Source organism: Streptomyces sp. NPDC059256 (assembly GCF_042753785.1).
Classification (GTDB): domain Bacteria; phylum Actinomycetota; class Actinomycetes; order Streptomycetales; family Streptomycetaceae; genus Streptomyces.
Genome location: NZ_JBHYZO010000007.1, coordinates 387,105 through 402,820 on the forward strand (window position 1 = coordinate 387,105; position 15,716 = coordinate 402,820).

Annotated in this window: 15 protein-coding genes; 8 read left to right on the plus strand and 7 right to left on the minus strand. The window is 66.8% G+C overall.

Features of this window, described 5'->3' with window-relative positions; translation table 11 throughout:
* Positions 1 to 59: 59 nt before the first annotated feature.
* Positions 60 to 950, minus strand: a complete 891-nt coding sequence (locus ACFXJL_RS19200; RefSeq protein ID WP_358879757.1) for a lytic polysaccharide monooxygenase — start codon at positions 948 to 950, stop codon at positions 60 to 62.
* Positions 951 to 1,181: 231 nt separating this feature from the next.
* Between ACFXJL_RS19200 and ACFXJL_RS19205 the strand changes: the two genes are divergently transcribed.
* Positions 1,182 to 1,628: an SRPBCC family protein gene (locus ACFXJL_RS19205; RefSeq protein ID WP_384693888.1), complete on the plus strand. Its 447-nt coding sequence runs from the start codon at positions 1,182 to 1,184 to the stop codon at positions 1,626 to 1,628.
* Positions 1,629 to 1,869: 241 nt separating this feature from the next.
* Here the strand turns inward: ACFXJL_RS19205 and ACFXJL_RS19210 are convergent, their stop codons facing one another.
* Positions 1,870 to 2,319, minus strand: coding sequence for an SPW repeat protein (locus ACFXJL_RS19210; RefSeq protein WP_358879755.1), 450 nt, complete (start codon positions 2,317 to 2,319; stop codon positions 1,870 to 1,872).
* A 518-nt stretch (positions 2,320 to 2,837) separates the two neighbouring features.
* Here ACFXJL_RS19210 and ACFXJL_RS19215 point away from each other — a divergent pair.
* Together ACFXJL_RS19215 and ACFXJL_RS19220 are read left to right on the plus strand one after the other, a co-directional pair.
* The gene (locus ACFXJL_RS19215; RefSeq protein ID WP_358879754.1) at positions 2,838 to 3,350 is read left to right on the plus strand and encodes an SRPBCC family protein; all 513 of its coding nucleotides are present in this window, start codon (positions 2,838 to 2,840) and stop codon (positions 3,348 to 3,350) included.
* 48 nt (positions 3,351 to 3,398) lie between these two features.
* Positions 3,399 to 5,600, plus strand: a complete 2,202-nt coding sequence (locus ACFXJL_RS19220) for an ATP-binding protein (RefSeq protein ID WP_384693891.1) — start codon at positions 3,399 to 3,401, stop codon at positions 5,598 to 5,600.
* Between the two features lie 147 nt (positions 5,601 to 5,747).
* Here ACFXJL_RS19220 and ACFXJL_RS19225 read toward each other — a convergent pair whose 3' ends face one another.
* The 3 genes from ACFXJL_RS19225 to tdh form a co-directional block, all read right to left on the minus strand.
* Positions 5,748 to 6,662 (minus strand): LysR family transcriptional regulator, encoded by a 915-nt coding sequence (locus tag ACFXJL_RS19225; RefSeq protein ID WP_384693894.1) that lies wholly within the window; start codon positions 6,660 to 6,662, stop codon positions 5,748 to 5,750.
* A gap of 82 nt (positions 6,663 to 6,744) precedes the next feature.
* Positions 6,745 to 7,947: a glycine C-acetyltransferase gene (locus tag ACFXJL_RS19230; RefSeq protein WP_384693897.1), complete on the minus strand. Its 1,203-nt coding sequence runs from the start codon at positions 7,945 to 7,947 to the stop codon at positions 6,745 to 6,747.
* Between the two features lie 165 nt (positions 7,948 to 8,112).
* The gene (gene tdh, locus ACFXJL_RS19235; protein ID WP_384693900.1) at positions 8,113 to 9,141 is read right to left on the minus strand and encodes an L-threonine 3-dehydrogenase; all 1,029 of its coding nucleotides are present in this window, start codon (positions 9,139 to 9,141) and stop codon (positions 8,113 to 8,115) included.
* Between the two features lie 498 nt (positions 9,142 to 9,639).
* Between tdh and ACFXJL_RS19240 the strand changes: the two genes are divergently transcribed.
* A complete protein-coding gene (locus tag ACFXJL_RS19240) occupies positions 9,640 to 9,930 on the plus strand; it encodes a hypothetical protein (protein WP_329013409.1) in 291 nt (96 codons plus the stop codon).
* A gap of 254 nt (positions 9,931 to 10,184) precedes the next feature.
* On the opposite strand, the gene ACFXJL_RS19245 is transcribed toward ACFXJL_RS19240, so the two are convergent.
* Together ACFXJL_RS19245 and ACFXJL_RS19250 are read right to left on the minus strand one after the other, a co-directional pair.
* Positions 10,185 to 11,342, minus strand: a complete 1,158-nt coding sequence (locus ACFXJL_RS19245) for a DUF6397 family protein (RefSeq protein WP_384693903.1) — start codon at positions 11,340 to 11,342, stop codon at positions 10,185 to 10,187.
* Between the two features lie 142 nt (positions 11,343 to 11,484).
* Positions 11,485 to 11,889: a roadblock/LC7 domain-containing protein gene (locus ACFXJL_RS19250; protein ID WP_329013414.1), complete on the minus strand. Its 405-nt coding sequence runs from the start codon at positions 11,887 to 11,889 to the stop codon at positions 11,485 to 11,487.
* A gap of 926 nt (positions 11,890 to 12,815) precedes the next feature.
* Between ACFXJL_RS19250 and ACFXJL_RS19255 the strand changes: the two genes are divergently transcribed.
* The 4 genes from ACFXJL_RS19255 (at position 12,816) to ACFXJL_RS19270 (ending at position 15,711) form a co-directional block, all read left to right on the plus strand.
* Positions 12,816 to 13,382, plus strand: coding sequence for a GNAT family N-acetyltransferase (locus ACFXJL_RS19255; RefSeq protein ID WP_384693906.1), 567 nt, complete (start codon positions 12,816 to 12,818; stop codon positions 13,380 to 13,382).
* A 302-nt stretch (positions 13,383 to 13,684) separates the two neighbouring features.
* On the plus strand, positions 13,685 to 14,323 hold the full coding sequence (locus tag ACFXJL_RS19260) for a class I SAM-dependent methyltransferase (protein WP_384693908.1): 639 nt from the start codon (positions 13,685 to 13,687) through the stop codon (positions 14,321 to 14,323).
* 144 nt (positions 14,324 to 14,467) lie between these two features.
* On the plus strand, positions 14,468 to 14,764 hold the full coding sequence (locus ACFXJL_RS19265) for a hypothetical protein (protein WP_383537731.1): 297 nt from the start codon (positions 14,468 to 14,470) through the stop codon (positions 14,762 to 14,764).
* Positions 14,765 to 14,904: 140 nt separating this feature from the next.
* A complete protein-coding gene (locus tag ACFXJL_RS19270; RefSeq protein ID WP_384693911.1) occupies positions 14,905 to 15,711 on the plus strand; it encodes a hypothetical protein in 807 nt (268 codons plus the stop codon).
* Positions 15,712 to 15,716 lie beyond the last annotated feature (5 nt).

Below are 15,716 nucleotides of genomic sequence, written 5' to 3' on the forward strand. Positions count from 1 at the left end.
GGTTGACGGCGAACCCGCGGATGGGAGTGCTGGCCGGACGGTTCAACCAGATGGCCGAATCAGTCACGACGATGCCGGCTGTTGTCGAGACGCGGGGGCCGCAGCGTCACCAAGGTCCCCAGGGCGAGCAGTGCGAGGGCCGCGATGCCGCCGCCCACGATCTTCATCGAGTTGTCACCGGCTCCGGAGGCCGACTGGTTCGCATCCGGTGAGCTGTTGACACCGGTCAGGGGCGCGTCCGACACCTTGGGGGTGCTCGGTCTGCCGAGAACGCCCAAGCGACGGGACTCACCCGGGATTTCAGCCGCGAGCACGACGTCCGAGCAGTGGTAGTACGTGTCGGATGAGTCAGTGTTCCGCCAAACCGTGTACAGGACATGTTGGCCCGAGAGCCCGTCCGGGAGCTTGGCCTGGATGCGGTAGGCGCCGCTCTGGAACTCGGGGTGCGCCACCGTGGCGAAGGGCTGCTCTTCCAGATCCGCCCAGCGCAGCTCCTCGCTCGGCTTGTATCCCTCCTTGGTGAGGAAGAGTTCGAAGGTCCCCTTGTGCTGGATCGTCGACCGGTAGGTGACGGTGAGGTCGCTTCCGGTCGTCAACGTGGTGGTCGGCCAGTCATCGCGCGCGATGTCCAACCCCTTGAACTCATTTAGCCCAGCGCTGCACAACTCTCCGTCAGGGATGACTTCACGGTCACGACCCTTGACGTCAGCCACACGTATGTTGTCCCAGGCGTCAAACGCCACGCCCCCGTTCGCGGCGACGGCGGCTCGGCAAGCCTCCGTCTTGTTGTGCGGACCATCCGGCCCGCAGGCAGCCACCCGGCTCGCAGGGTCAGTGGGCGCCCCGTGGGCCTGTGCGGTCCCTTGGGCCGCAGTGACGAGCAGCACCGGTACGGCACCGACAGCGACGAATCGCAGCACGACGGCGGCAGCGGTGCGTGGGACGATCATTTTCGGTAGACCTCCTTGTCAACCCGGCGGCTTGCCGTCTTATACGGGCAGGCCCGGTGGAGTGTTCACCCCACTAGCGGACGGGCAGCCTCGGAAGCGGCGACGGTCGGCACACCGGTGGGAGAATCCTGCTGGGCCGAAGGGCTGCCCGCAATGCCCTGGTCAGAGAAAGAACCACCGTTTTCCCTGTCAGTGTCCGTGCACGCATCGACGCCAGTCAGTGGAGGAGCCATGTCCGGCCAGTTCGAGGCGATCGTAGAGATTCAGCGCCCCATCGAGGAGGTCTTCGCCTTCCTCGCGAACGGCGAGAACGACACGAAGTTCAGTCCGCGAGTGATCAGGATCGCGAAGACGACTGACGGTCCGACCGGGGTGGGGACCGTCTACACGAGCACGGTCAAGGACGCGGGGCTCACGACGGAGCGCCAGTTCCGCATCACTGCGTTCGACGCTCCGACGCGAATCCGGTGGGCGGAGACCTCCAAGAACCTCGTCACCGCCAAGGAGGGCGGCTATGACCTGGAAACTACGGGTTCGGGCGGCACTCGGGTGCGCATCTTCAACCAACTCGAAGGGCACGGCGTCGGCAAGGCACTGGTCCGCCTGGCCTTGAGTGCAGCACGCAAGGACAGTGACGCCTTCGGGCGTCGGATCAAGGCCGCCGTCGAGGCGTCATAGGCGTTCAAACCTGATGGCCCATCGTTCGCATCTGCGAAGAGTCAAAGAAAAGTCGGGGGTTTGACGATCAAGCCGATGACCATGATGAATCAGGCACAACGCCAGACTCGGGACAAGACGGCTTAGTTGAATGGCGTAGGGCCGGTCCGCCATATGACGGACCGACCCCTACTTCAATCACCAGAGTGGAGCAGAGGGAGCGTCCCCTCTTGCGTACTCACCCTGTCGGCGCATCGCCCGCTCAGGCTGGCGAACGATTGGCCCGGCCACTCCTCATCGTCGCGGCCATACACACCAACCCCAGAACGAACGTGAGCGCTCCAAGGATGACGTTGGTCCAGATGACCCCTGCGTCCGGGCTGCTACCCACGATCCAGGGTGCGATAACCAGCCACACACCCATGGCACACATGGCTCCGCTCAAGCCATACATCCGCTGAGGGGTGACGGTGAACCCGAGCGCGAGCACGGCGATCGCGATACCCATGATCAAGTTGTGCGTTGCGAGGGCTGGCTGGTTGGCCGAGAAGTGAACGACCCATGGGGAGATCGCGCACGCCAGACCGACCAGGAACACCGGGCCATCCACCAGGGCGACGTCACGCCCTCCGAGTACCTGGGCGTAACGGTCCCGCATTTCCGTGATGTCAGGGTGCCCCGCGAGGTCTTCCCTGTGTGAGACGCCGGCCATACGACTCGCCTCCTTCAGTGCGCTGAACGTCTGACCGCGTGTGCATGCCGGAGCAGCACTCCCTTTCATTCTGCTCTTATCTTTTCCTTATCGGTAGCTATCCGGAGTATCAGATTCCGCTCCTTACCGAACGACTGAATGCCGCCCGCAAAGCGGAGCGGCGGATACCCGGGGCGCACCCGCACGCCAACACCGTCAGCCCGCCCGCCGAAGCGGGCCGGCGGCCCATGCACCGAGCGCTCGACCCGTACCATCGACGCAACCGCAGACCTCCATGAAATCCGCACATACGTTCCCACGCAGATGCACGGACAAGGAGGAGCGACGGGAGATGTACTGGTGAACAGCCCGTCGTCATGGGGTCTCGACAGCGCGCCCGGGCTGAACGCACACGCCGTCCGTGACCTGTGAATGGCGGCTCGACCGTTGGCAGAGCCCCTTGTCATCGGCATGATCGTGACAACTACGGGCAAGGGCCCGGCACAGACTGACACTTTCTCCGATCGGAGTCGCACACCATGCCACGTACCCTGGCGGTCTCGGACAGCATCGTCATCCAGGCCGCCCCCTCAGTCATCTACGACCAGGTCAGCGATCCGACCCTCATGGGGCAGTGGAGTCCGGAGAACCTCGGGGCAACCGTGCACCACGGCAGCGGGGACGCATTCGTGGGCATGCAGTTCGTGGGACACAACAAGCGGGGTCCGTTTCGCTGGACCACCCGTTGCACAGTCGTAGCGGCCGATCGCGGAGAGCGGTTCGCCTTCCGGGTGCACGCCATCGGTCGGCGCCGGCCCCTGCTCCGGGGGCGGATAGCGACCTGGGAGTACCGGTTCGAAGCCGTCGACGGGGGCACCCGGGTGACGGAGACCTGGCGGGACGACCGTCGGACCTGGCCGGACGCCTTCGCCAACGCCTTCGACAAGTTGGCAACCAAGGGGCACACCTTCGCGGAGTTCCAGCGGGGGAACATCCGTCGGACGCTCGACCGTCTGAAGAAGGCGGTGGAGTCCGCCCCGGCCGCGTCCTGAGCAAGGCGATGGTCCTCAGAGGTCCGCCTAATACGCCAGACTGGGCGGGTGTTGGGAACCCTTCCCGAAGAATCCACCAGTTTCGTCGGACGGAACCGGGAGTTGTCCCGACTGAAACGGGCTCTTGCGCGCCACCGTCTCACCACGCTCGTCGGGAGCGGTGGCGTGGGCAAGTCCCGGCTCGCTCTGCGCGCCGCTCGACAAGCAGTCGAACTGTTCCCCCACGGCGTGGCCTGGGCCGAATTGTCTCCCCTGGCCGGGGACAGGCTGCTCCTGGCGACCGTGTCGGACGCCTGCGACCTCTCCGACCACACCCCTCGGATGCCCGTCGACGCACTCTGTGAATGGTTGGGCGACAAGCAGTTCCTCCTGGTGCTCGACTCCTGTGAGCACCTCCTCGCCTCCTGCCGGGCGCTCCTGGGAGACCTCCTGACGGCGGCCCCCGGTCTGACGGTGCTGACCACGAGCAGGCGTCCCCTGGAGATGGCGAACGAGCATGTGATCGAGGTCGCTCCCCTGTCGCCCGAGGGACTGGATGCGGTCGAACTGTTCAACCAGCGCATGGCCACCGCGGCGGCCATGGAGTCGTGCGAGCACTCCGCCTACGGCCAGGCGCCCGCCCGTTCGGATGAAGAGTGCCGACAGGACGATGACCAGGCGGCCGGACCCCCCGCGGATGTCCAGCGAGCCGGTGTCCAGTGGGGGGCGCAGGTTCCTCACGGGTTCACGGTCGCTCAGATCTGTCGTCGCCTCGAAGGCATTCCGCTCGCCCTGGAACTGGCGGCGGCTCAGGCCGCGCGCACCAGCGTCGAGGAGATCGCTGGTCGCCTCACCTCCCGCTTCGATGTGCTGAAGGCCGGGGAGAGAGCGCGGGTGCAGCCGGAGCGCCACCGCACCATGCGGACCACGATCGGATGGAGCCATGAGCTGTGCTCGCCCCGCGAGCGGCTGCTCTGGGCCCGGCTGACCGTCTTTCGCGGTGATTTCGACGCGCAGGCCGTTCGAGCGGTGTGCACGGGTGACCCCATCGGCGTCGGGGAGGTCGATCCGCTGCTCGACGGGTTGGTGGCCGCCTCCGTGGTCACGGTGGTCCGGGGACCACAGGGGAGCGGACTGCGCTACCGCATGCTGGACACCATCCGGGAGTACGGCGCCTCCTGGCTCCGTGCCCTCGGTGAGGATGCCGCAACGGCGGAGCGTCACGCCGAACACTTCCTGGAGGTCGTGTGTGAAGCCCACGATCGATGGCTCGGACCCGAACAGGCCCACTGGTACCGGACGATCGGCGAGGTCCACACGGACCTGTGCACCGCCGTCGACCACTTCCTGACCGTCTCACCGGCTCGCGCGGTACGCCTGGCCGGACGGGTGGGCTTCTTCTGGAGCTGCTGCGGCCACTTGCACGAAGCGCGTGACTACCTCGAACAGGCGTTGGCCGCGCACGGGTCCGATGGGCCCGACCGGACACAGGGTTTATGGGCCTTGGGATTCGCCGCAACCCTCCAGGGCGACTACGCGACGGCCCAGCACGTCAGCGAGGAGTGCATGCTCGCGGCCCGGCGGGACCGGGCAAGGGGGTACGGCCCCGAAGGGACGCTCGCCGCCGCGTACCTCGGTGGATTGATCGCCCTGCTGACGGGGCGACCACGCGCAGCCGACGTACTGGCGGGGCACGCGTTGGACGCGGCGGGGGGCGAGCCCTTCGACTCGCCGAACAACCTGCGCTGTCATCTGGCTCAGGTCTTCGCCCTCACCGGACTCGGTGAGCTGGCTCAGGCCCGCGAGAGGGCCCTGACACTACGACGGGGTTGCGTCGACCGCGGCGAGTCGTGGACGCGGGCCTATCTCGACTACCAACTCAGCTTGATCGCCCTGTTCTCCGGCGATCCACCGGGTGCGGCGGAGCACGCGCGGGCGATGTTGGAAGGGAAACAGGGCATCGGCGACAGCTTCGGTATCGCCCTGGGGCTCGACCTCCTGGCGGCGGCTCTGGCGGCGGGAGGTGACGGGGAGCGCGCCGGGCTGGTGTACGGCACGGGCCAGGCGTTCTGGAGTACGGTCGGACACCCCCAGCGGGGCACCCCCGAACTCCGCGCCGTACGCGACGAGTGTGAGCAGACGGCACGGGCCCACGCGGGCGATTCAGCCTATGCGGCAGCTTTCGAGCGGGGCGCGAACATGGATCTGGCCACCGGCCTGAAGGAGGCGCTCGTCCCCCTTTCCGGCGGCCCTGGGCCGGATTGCCGTTGAGGAAGGGGCCAGCCTCCTCCCCATCCGGAACCTATGCCTATGCCTATGCCGAGCAATCTGCGGTGCTGTGGCCCCTCGCACTCGTTGTACGAGAGTGGTCGTGGTGGACGTGTCCTGCGCTGCGCGACGACCGGCAGCTGTGGGGTGTCAGTCTGCGGACAGTCCTGCCGCCGAGGCGACCAGGGCTTCCAGTACCGGACGGATGAGCGGGTGCGACTCGGCCCCGCGTCGCACGGCGGCAAACACCCGCCGTCTGGCAGAAGGGCCCGAGACAGGGCGTACGACGACGTCCTTGAGTTCCATCCCCCGTAGCGCCGAGCGTGGCACCAAGACGACCCCCGCGCCCGCCCCGGCGAGCGCCACCACGGCACGGAAGTCGTCGGAGGAGTGCAGCAGTCGGGGCGGGAACCCCGCCAGCTCGCAGGCGAGCAGCACCATGTCATGGCAGGGATTGCCCGGGTAGGGGCCGATCCAGTCGTCGTCGGACAGATCGGCAAGAGCGATGCGCTGCTCCAGGGCGAGGGGGTGGATGGCATGGAGAACCGCGTCGAACGGCTCCGCGTAGAGCGGGACCCGCCACAGCCGTGGATCGTCAGCGCCGGGCGCCCCTCGGTACTCCACCGCGACGGCGATGTCCGCCTCGCCGTCGAGGACCAGGGGCAGGCTCTCGTCGCCTTCGGCATCCCGGACGCGCACCCTGATGTCGCCGTGACCGGAGCTGAGCAATCCGAGGGCGGGCGCCACCACCTCCGCTATTCCCGTCGCGAACGCCGCCATCGTCACCTCGCCAGCGGCCCCGCCCGCGTACGCGGCGAGTTCCGCTTCGGCCCGCTCCAATTGGGCGAGAACGGCATGGGTGTGATTCAGGAGGATCTCCCCGGCCGCCGTCAGACGGGCCCCTTTGCCACTGCGGATCACCAAGGAGTGGCCGGTCTCCTGCTCCAGGGCGTTGAGCTGCTGGGAGACAGCGGACGGAGTCAGATAGAGCGCGGAGGCCGCTGCGGTCACCGTACGGTGGTCCGCGACGGCCCGGAGTATGCGCAGCCGCCGGGGATCGATCACTCGGCCATCCTGCCAGCCGGAGTGAATCGCACCCCGCCCGGCCCCGGCCCGGTGCCGTGAAGGGGCACACCTGCTACGGCCCTCAAGCGCGGGAGTCTCCCTGCTGCTCCTTCAACACGCGTCGGGCGTCGACGAAGGCGGCGACCACGCGCTGCACATCCTCGGTGGAATGCGCGGCCGAGAGCTGGACCCGGATCCTGGCCTGGCCCAGCGGAACGACCGGGTAGGAGAACCCGATGACATAGACACCACGCTGAAGGAGCAGCTCGGCCATCCGACCGGCCTCGGCGGCGTCCCCGATCATGACGGGTGCGATGGGGTGGTCCCCGGGGAGCACGTCGAACCCCGCATCGGTCATCGCCGTCCGGAACAGGATGGTGTTCCGGTTCAGGTCCGCCCGTAGATCGCCCGCCGACTCCAGGAGATCCAACACCTTGAGCGAGGCGGCGGCGATCACGGGAGCGAGGGAGTTGGAGAACAGATACGGGCGCGAGCGCTGGCGCAGGAGGGCCACGATCTCCGTGCGTGCGGCGACGTACCCCCCGGACGCCCCGCCGAGGGCCTTGCCGAGGGTTCCCGTGATGATGTCGATCCGGTCCATGACTCCGGCCAGCTCCGGAGTGCCCCGACCCGTGGGGCCGACGAAGCCCACGGCGTGCGAGTCGTCGACCATCACCATCGCGTCATAGCGGTCGGCGAGGTCACAGATCTCGCGCAGGGGCGCGACATAGCCGTCCATCGAGAAGACCCCGTCGGTGACGATGAGTCGACGGCGGGCGTCCTGGGTGTCCTTGAGCTGCTGCTCCAGATCGTCGAGATCTCGGTTGGCGTAGCGGTGACGGCGTGCCTTCGACAGTCGGATGCCGTCGATGATGGACGCGTGGTTGAGCGCGTCGGAGATCACTGCGTCCTCCGGGCCGAGCAGCGTCTCGAAGACGCCTCCGTTGGCATCGAAGCAGGACGAGTAGAGGATCGTGTCCTCCTGCCCGAGGAACGTCGACAGCCTGGCCTCCAGTTCCTTGTGGACGTCCTGGGTGCCGCAGATGAACCGTACGGATGCCATGCCGTAGCCCCAGCGGTCCAGGGCCTCCTGTGCCGCGGTGATGACTTCCGGATGGTCGGCGAGGCCGAGGTAGTTGTTGGCACAGAAGTTGAGCACCTCACCGGAGGCGACGGAGACCGTGGCGCCCTGGGGCGTGCCGATGACTCGTTCGGGCTTGTGGAGGCCCGCATCGCGGATTTCCTCCAGGGTGGCGCGGAGTTGGTCGCGGACGGACTCGTACATCGCAAGGCTCCCTGTCGGGGGTGGCGGAGGTGGTGAGAAGTGTCTGAGGTGCGAACGGGCGGGCCAGCCCTGGTGTCTGGACACTCATGGGAGGGTCACCGACGGGGCCATCGGACTGTCTCGCAGGCAGGACCACGGTGGAGTGGGGCCGGTGGATCGGTCCGGCTACGCCGCCCAGTTGAGGATGATCTTCCCGCTGCGGGCGGTCGCCGCTTCGTCGAAGGCGGCCTCGTGGTCCCGGAAGTCATAACTGCCGGTGATCACGGGGCTGAGGTCGAGTCCGGCTTCGAGCAGCACCGTCATCGCGTACCACGTCTCGTACATCTCACGTCCGTAGATGCCCTTGACCGTGATCATCGAGGTGACGATCTTCGACCAGTCGACGGCGAACTCTTCCGCCGGAAGCCCGAGCATGGCTATTCGACCGCCGTGCGTCATGTTGTCCACCATGTCGCGCATTGCGGCCGGGCGGCCGGACATCTCCAGGCCGATGTCGAAGCCCTCCTTCAGCCCGAGCAGGCGTTGTGCCTCAGCGATGCCGTGCTCCGAGACGTTCAGTGCAAGGGTCGCACCGGCCTTGCGGGCGAGCTCCAAACGGGACTCGCTGACATCGGTGATCACCACATTGCGAGCTCCGGCATGTCGAGCGACCGCTGCCGCCATGATCCCGATCGGCCCCGCACCGGTGATCAGCACGTCTTCCCCGACGAGGGGGAAACTCAGGGCCGTGTGCACGGCGTTGCCGAAGGGATCGAAGATCGCGGCGATGTCCAGGTCGACCTCGGTACGGTGCACCCAGACATTGGAGGCAGGCAGGGCCACGTACTCGGCGAATGCACCGTCGCGCCCCACGCCGAGCCCCACAGTGCTCCGGCAGAGATGACGTCGGCCGGCCAGACAGTTGCGGCACCTGCCGCAGACCAGGTGTCCTTCGCCGCTCACCGTGTCGCCGACTGCGATGTCCCGGACGTCGGGGCCGACGGCTGCGACCTCGCCCACGAACTCGTGGCCCAACACCCTCGGCGTGCTGACCGTCTGCCGGGCCCAGGAGTCCCAGGAACGAATGTGGAGGTCGGTTCCGCAGATCCCGGTCCGCAGCACTCTGATCAGAACGTCGCCAGGCCCTGTCTCCGGCTCCGGGACGTCCATGAGCCACAGTCCCGGCTCCGCACGGTGCTTGACGAGTGCCTTCATGACTGCGGCTCCAGAGGGTGGTACCGATACGGCAGGAATGTGGTGCAGAGGAAAGTCCGCTGGGCCGCGCGAACGCCAGACTCGCTTCCTGGTGACCGGGACCAAATCTGCCCAGGTCAGCAGTGGGAGTCCAGCGAGGATTTCTTAAGCAGGGCAACAGCGGAGCTTCACACGTCAGCGTGCGGACACGGACCGCGCGGGATTCCGAGCACACCGGTACGCCCTCCTCCGAGCCCGGAGTCCGGTCTACCGGCTGACCCGTCGGCACCGCCGAAGCGCAGGGGCCCTCCGCACCGCACCGCACCAGGACCCGGCGCTCCACAGGAGGCGGAAGTCACGTACGGCGACAACCTTTCATCCATGGGTTACGACTGAAGTTGGGTGCAGTACGGCGGGCCCGAGCAGCGTTCCTCGTGCTGTGGCCGGCTGTGGGGAAGGATTTTCGATTTGTGCCGCACATCGGTCGCGTATCCGGCCCCGCAGTGCGAGCCTGGGAGGATGAGCTGGGCATCGTGGACGACCACGGGGGTGTATTCCGGGCGTGGTGGAGTGCTCACCCAGGAGGTGGGCATTCTGACCGGTGACCTGACCGTGCATACGACCTGGGCCGGCGATGAAGCCCGCGTGGCCGTGCAGTACAGCGGGGCATCCGACTGGTTCACCATGGCGGGCAGCCCCCTGCCGTGTGAGTCCGAGGAGGACAGTCGCGCGCTTCATCAAGCGGTGGTGCAGGCGGTCGCGACCGGGGGCGGCGCCTCGGTGCCGCCCATCCCCCACCACACGGTCTAGCTGTATTGACCATGAACAACGCTCGCGTGCCCTTGCGCCGATCCTTGGTGTGCGCGGCGACACGGACCCGCGCACCGACGCCTCGCTGTGTGCGGTGGGCACTACCGCACACATGACGGGCGGCACCGTATGTCCTCCGCGCGCAGGGTGGGCACAGGGCTCACCGCGGTGACCCGGCGGCCCCACCCAGTCGATCGACGAGTGCGCTGCCCCCTCACGCGAGCCCGCCTCCCGGTGGAGCTGACGGCTGCCGCTCACCGCGCTTCCTCACCCTTGACGGGAGGTTCGCAGACCCTGGACAGGGCCGGCGGTCGAAGGCTCTGGCATCGCATTCTCCGGCGGACCGTATGACGACCTCTGTACCTCGACCCCCGGTCCGTCAACTCGCATCCCGGCTCGCGCACGAGCCGGGTTTCCGATGCGAACGGCCCTCCTGGGGAACGCCATCGACCACCGTCGGTGGATACCATCGACGTGGGGGCGTCTTCTTGCTGCTCGCCCAGGGACACCGGCAGGCCAGTGAGGTCGTCGCCCGCGGTGCGACCGCGCTCGGTCTCGGCACCAGGCGCCGAATGCCGATCGGGAAGCTCCCTCTCGTCCGTGGCACGGGCTTCTCGTAGCGCCTGGGCCAGGTGGGCGCGGTACCACTGGATCTCGTCCCCATGGACGGCGAGCGCAAGCCCCTCGACCAGCCCCTGAGCCGCCGTACTCCTGGAACGGCCGGCGATCGGCCCGGGCCGCAGACGGTGCAGGCGAGCCCGCTCGGCCGGGTCGGGCACCATCTCCGTCAGAACGCTCTCGTCGAGTGCCGAACTGACGGCCGCAGCTCGTCGCCATGGGTCGTCGGTGCTCCTGAGCAACAGCCCGAGCCGTCGTCCCCGCCAGTTGCGAGGGCGTCGGTCCTCGCCCGAAGCCAGCATGTTCCGCAGTTCCCGTGGCGTTCGTCCACTGAGCAGCGCCGGGTGGTCCTGCGCGAAGTCCTTCAACTCCTCGGCGAGATACAGCCAGACGACCATGCGGTATCGATTGAGGGAGAACCGAACCGGGACGACGTGTCCGGTGCGAGCCAGCCGAGCGAAGCGCGCGGAGCTGATGGAGAGCATCCGGGCGCCCTCGACCATGCCGACGGTCCGTACTCGCTCCCGCAGGGCCGGGAGCCCCACGCCATTGCGCAATCGCTCGATCTCTTGGGGCGCGAAGCCCCGACGACCGCCGACCGATTCATCTAGGGCGCGGACATATCCGAGCTGAACGGCCAACTCAAGCTCGTGGCGCCTCAGGTCCAACAGGGCAGCGGCCCTGTCGAACCCCACTACATCGCCGACGCGGCGATCCCTGCCGGGTGGTCCCATCGAACTGCGCTTCGACGGGACGGTGACGGCCGGCTGAACTGGTGATGCACAGCGCTCCATACTGGTCTCCCCCGTGAGTTGTTCAACCCCTCGGTTTCGACCATAGCCAGGATGCGCGCCGCCCGTTCCAGCCTGTGGATAACCTCGTCGATACTTGTTGAGCGGGAGGTCAGCCCTTGCTGAAGTCAGACGTTCCCGCAGGTCAAGAGCTGCGCACTCCCGGTTGCCTCGCCTCGACGCTCAGATGCTCACCCACCCGGTTGACCAGCAAGGTCATCTCGTACGCTATCTGCCCGACGTCGGCTTCCGCCTCGCTCAGCACGCAGAGACAACTGCCTTCCCCGGCAGCCGTCACAAAGAGCAGTGCTTCGTCGAACTCGACCATCGTCTGACGAGCTCTGCCCGCGCGAAAGTGGCGTCCCGACCCACGAGCCAGGGAGTGCAGGCCCGAAGAGACCGCCGCCAGATGCTCGGCGTCCTCGCGCGCCAACTCCGTACTCGCCCCGGTCACCAGGCCATCGTTGGATAGCACCAGTGCATGCCTGATGTGCTCGATCCGCTTGGTCAGATCGTCGAGCAGCCAGTCAAGTCCCTTGTCCAGCGGCATGGTGGTCCCTCCCCGCTCATATGTTCCCCGTGTGCGCGTAAGCCTTTCGTACACAGGACGACAGGGCAAGGTGTAACTAGCGCATCGAATCGCGGAGCGCCAGTGTGTACATTCGGCAGGCATATTCAGACAGCCGTACCAGGTGGATCCGCAGCCGAATCCTGAGCGGTTCACCCTGTGTCGGGATCGCCCGGATGCACCCTCACGCCTGAGGCAGCGTCTGGAGGATGCCTGCGCACAACGGGCGTGCCGGAAATGAACCGCCATGTTGAGAAAGAGATGTGACCCATGGGACAGAAGACTTGAGAGAGTGAATCGCCTCGCTTGTCATCTTCAACCCCTCTCCACATATCGCTCCGTCAATACCAAGAGGCGAAATCGCCGAATCGGTAGCGGGCATTCCTCACGCAGCCGCCGGTAAGATCGCACCCACATCACCTTCACGATTGCGCGGATCAGTCACTCCACGAGACAGCCCACCCCCGGTTCTCCAGGAGTCAGTTGTGCGGAATGGCCCGACTAAACCCACCACGGGATCCACCCCGTTGACCACTCGACGCTGTCTGACTCTTCAGTAAGCCCGGGGGCGTACGGCGGCCTTCCCTGGACGGCATGCCCCGGGCACCCACGCCGAGTGAACCCGTCCTCTCTCGACGAGCACCGACTTGCCCATGGACGGCTCTCGTTCGGGTACGGCTCCTGACGGAACGGAGCAGGTGAGGAAGATCTGAAACGCGGGCAGCAGTACATCGAAGTACGAGTAGATCCGCACCTCCGGCCTTGCATTCAACGATGGGCGACATGAGTGGGCCGCGAGAATGAAGTTCTCGCCCAGCCCTCGCCCGAGCCAAAGGTCTAGACATCCATCCAGGATCTCGCGGGAAAAACCCTTGGGAAGCCGCCCCGGGAGATACCGAGAATGAACCATGACGTTTCTCATCGCCACCGAACGCCTGACCCTCCGTCCCATCATCGAGTCGGACCTGGACCATCTCCTTGACCTCGACTCCGATCCCGACGTCATGCGCTTCATCGACGGCGGGCCACCCCCCACCCGGGACTACCTGCGGAAGCGCGCTCTGCCGCGGTTCATCCAACGCCACCCCGGTACGGATAGGCCGGGCTACTGGGCCGTTTGCGAGCCGGAAAGTGGAAAGTTCTTCGGATGGATGGAGTTCCGACCCATCGTCGACACCAGCGGCGAAGTCGTGGAGCTGGGCTATCGGCTCACCAGATCCGCCTGGGGAAGGGGATACGCCACCGAATGCGCACGGGTATTGATCCGTAAAGGATTCAACGATTGGGGAGTCCAGACAGTTACCGCGAACACCATGACGGTCAACCATAGCTCGCGTCGAGTGATGGAGAAATCAGGTCTCACGCTTGTACGCACTACCTTCGACGAATGGCCCGACTATATCGAAGGGGCGGAGTTCGGCGATGTCCACTACGAATTGACGAGGAGCCAGTGGCAGGTGCGCCAACAGAGGTAGGAAATCTGAGTGATTTCACTTCTCTCACACGCCTTGACGAAACTATTTGCGGTGGGCCGAATCCATCAAACCGTTCCGCTCGGATGTCCGCAGATGCGCCAGGGCTCGGGCACCTTGGCCGGCGCCACTGCGGCCTGGCTGTCCCGCATAAATGCGGCGTGACACGAGAGGTCCTCGATGGATGCCCCGCACGGCGAACGACAAGGTCACTTGGATCGCTTCTTCGGGCATGATCGCTTCAACCGGACCAGACCAGAGTGTCGCCCAGCGTGACCGAACTGCCGAAAGGAATTCCGCCGCCCATGTCAGTCGACCCGAGGAACGACCAACGATCCGTGAGGGAGTTCTTCAGCCCCCGTGCAGCCGGTTGGGACACCCGCTTCCCCGACGACGGACCCGCCTACGCTGCGGCAGTGGCCGCGCTGGACCTGCCGTCAGGTGGTGCCGTCCTCGACGCGGGATGCGGTACCGGACGGGCACTCCCGGCCCTGCGGTCGGCCGTCGGACCACGGGGCACCGTTCTGGGCGCGGACCTCACACCGGCCATGCTCATGGAGGCCGCAGACGCGGGACGTGCCGAGTTCGGCTCTCTCCTCCTGACCGACATCAGTCGACTGCCGCTGGTCGACGACTGCCTCGATGCGGTGTTCGCCGCCGGGCTCATCAGCCATCTGCCCCATCCGGCCGTCGGGCTGGCCGAGTTGGCGAGGGTCGTGCACAGCGGTGGGCGACTGGCCCTGTTCCACCCCGTGGGCCGTGCCGCGCTCGCCAACCGGCAGGGGAGGGAACTTCGCGACGACGACCTGCGTGCCGCGCCCCAACTCGATGCCCTGCTGACCGCATCGGGATGGACGATGACGTCCTACGAGGACCAGGACGCCCGTTTCCTCGTCCTGGCCGTACGGAAGGGCGAGCGGACGGGCGGTCCCGGCAACAGCTGAGCACCGAAGCGGCATCGCGCTCCTGGCGCCCGGATCTTCCCAGATCACAGGGCTTGCCGTACGAGCTCTAAAGGCAGCGCCGGACGGGCATGCACAGTACAGGGATCGGCGACGCCCGTGTCGCCGCTGGGGAAGGTGGTCCGGGTGTTCAGCAGACTCCGCAGGCTCTTCGTCCAAAGGCAGCAGAAGACTCCGGCAGCGCCCGTCCGCTCACCGCAACACAACCTCTTCGAGGCCGCGGCCTCCTATGTGTCCGGGTGTGCGGAGGACGATCAGGTACAGATGGACGAAGCGGTGACGTGGGTCTCCCCCGAGGCGCTCTCGTTCGGCATCAACGAGTTGGCCTGTCGGGCTGTCATAGCCCTTGCGCGGGAACGGGACGAGTCTCCCCAAACGGTGGCGCGGAGTCTCCTGGGCCTCCCCGCCCGGCTGGGCGGCTGACCCCGAGGGGTGGCGGGGCAGGACTTCCAACGGCTGCAAGGATGCTTCCGGTCGTCGAGAGACACTCGACGGCTGGGTTACCCACTGGTTAGGGTGCGCCGACGAACCATCGGGCAGGAATGACCGGGCGAGGAGGCATCATGGCCGAGACGGAAGTCTCCGTCGATGATGACGCGCTGTACGTACTGACCGCGGTGCTCCTGACCCCGGCCCAGTTCCCCAGCGTGCTCGGCGACGATTTCCCTGCCGCGTGCGCCGCCCTGGGCGTACAACCGTACGCAGACGGCTACGGTCTGGTGATCGGTCAGGACTACGAAGGCGCGCGCTGGACCGTGGTGGTGGACGACGTACCACTGGTCGCCGTGGCCATCGCGTCGTGGGACTGTGGGATGGAGTACGACCTCTCCCCGCATGACCGCACTGTGGTGACCGCCCTGCCCGGCTGGCCGCTCTCCGTCGCGGTCGCAGCCCCCGGGGTGCCGGAACCTCATGATCCGGAACCCGAGGAAGGGAGTGTCCCTCCGCTGGCACCGCCCAGCTCGGAGGAATGGGGACCGGCCCAGCGGCGGCTGGGCGCGGATGAGATCGCGCTCCAATGGTCCCAGTGGCGCCAACAGATCGAGGATGAGCAGGCCCTGCCGTCGCCGGAGACAAGCGCCGCTCAGTGGCGCCGCGCGCACCCCGGACTGCGTGAGGCCATGGATCAGGCACGGAGCTATCTGGAGTTCCCACCGCCTGTGGGACGGGTGCGATCCACCTTCGCCCCCGGCGGTGCCCGGACTCTGCGCGCAGACGGTCCGGGTTGGTCCATGGTCGCCAGGACCGACGACATGGCGTTCTTCCTCCTGGACGAGGAGCCTCATGAGGTCTTCCCCGTGAGCCGGGGCGATGAGCTCCCCGAGCTCCTCACGGCCCTCGCCCAGATGGCAGTGAGGCCCGGCGGCTGACAGCA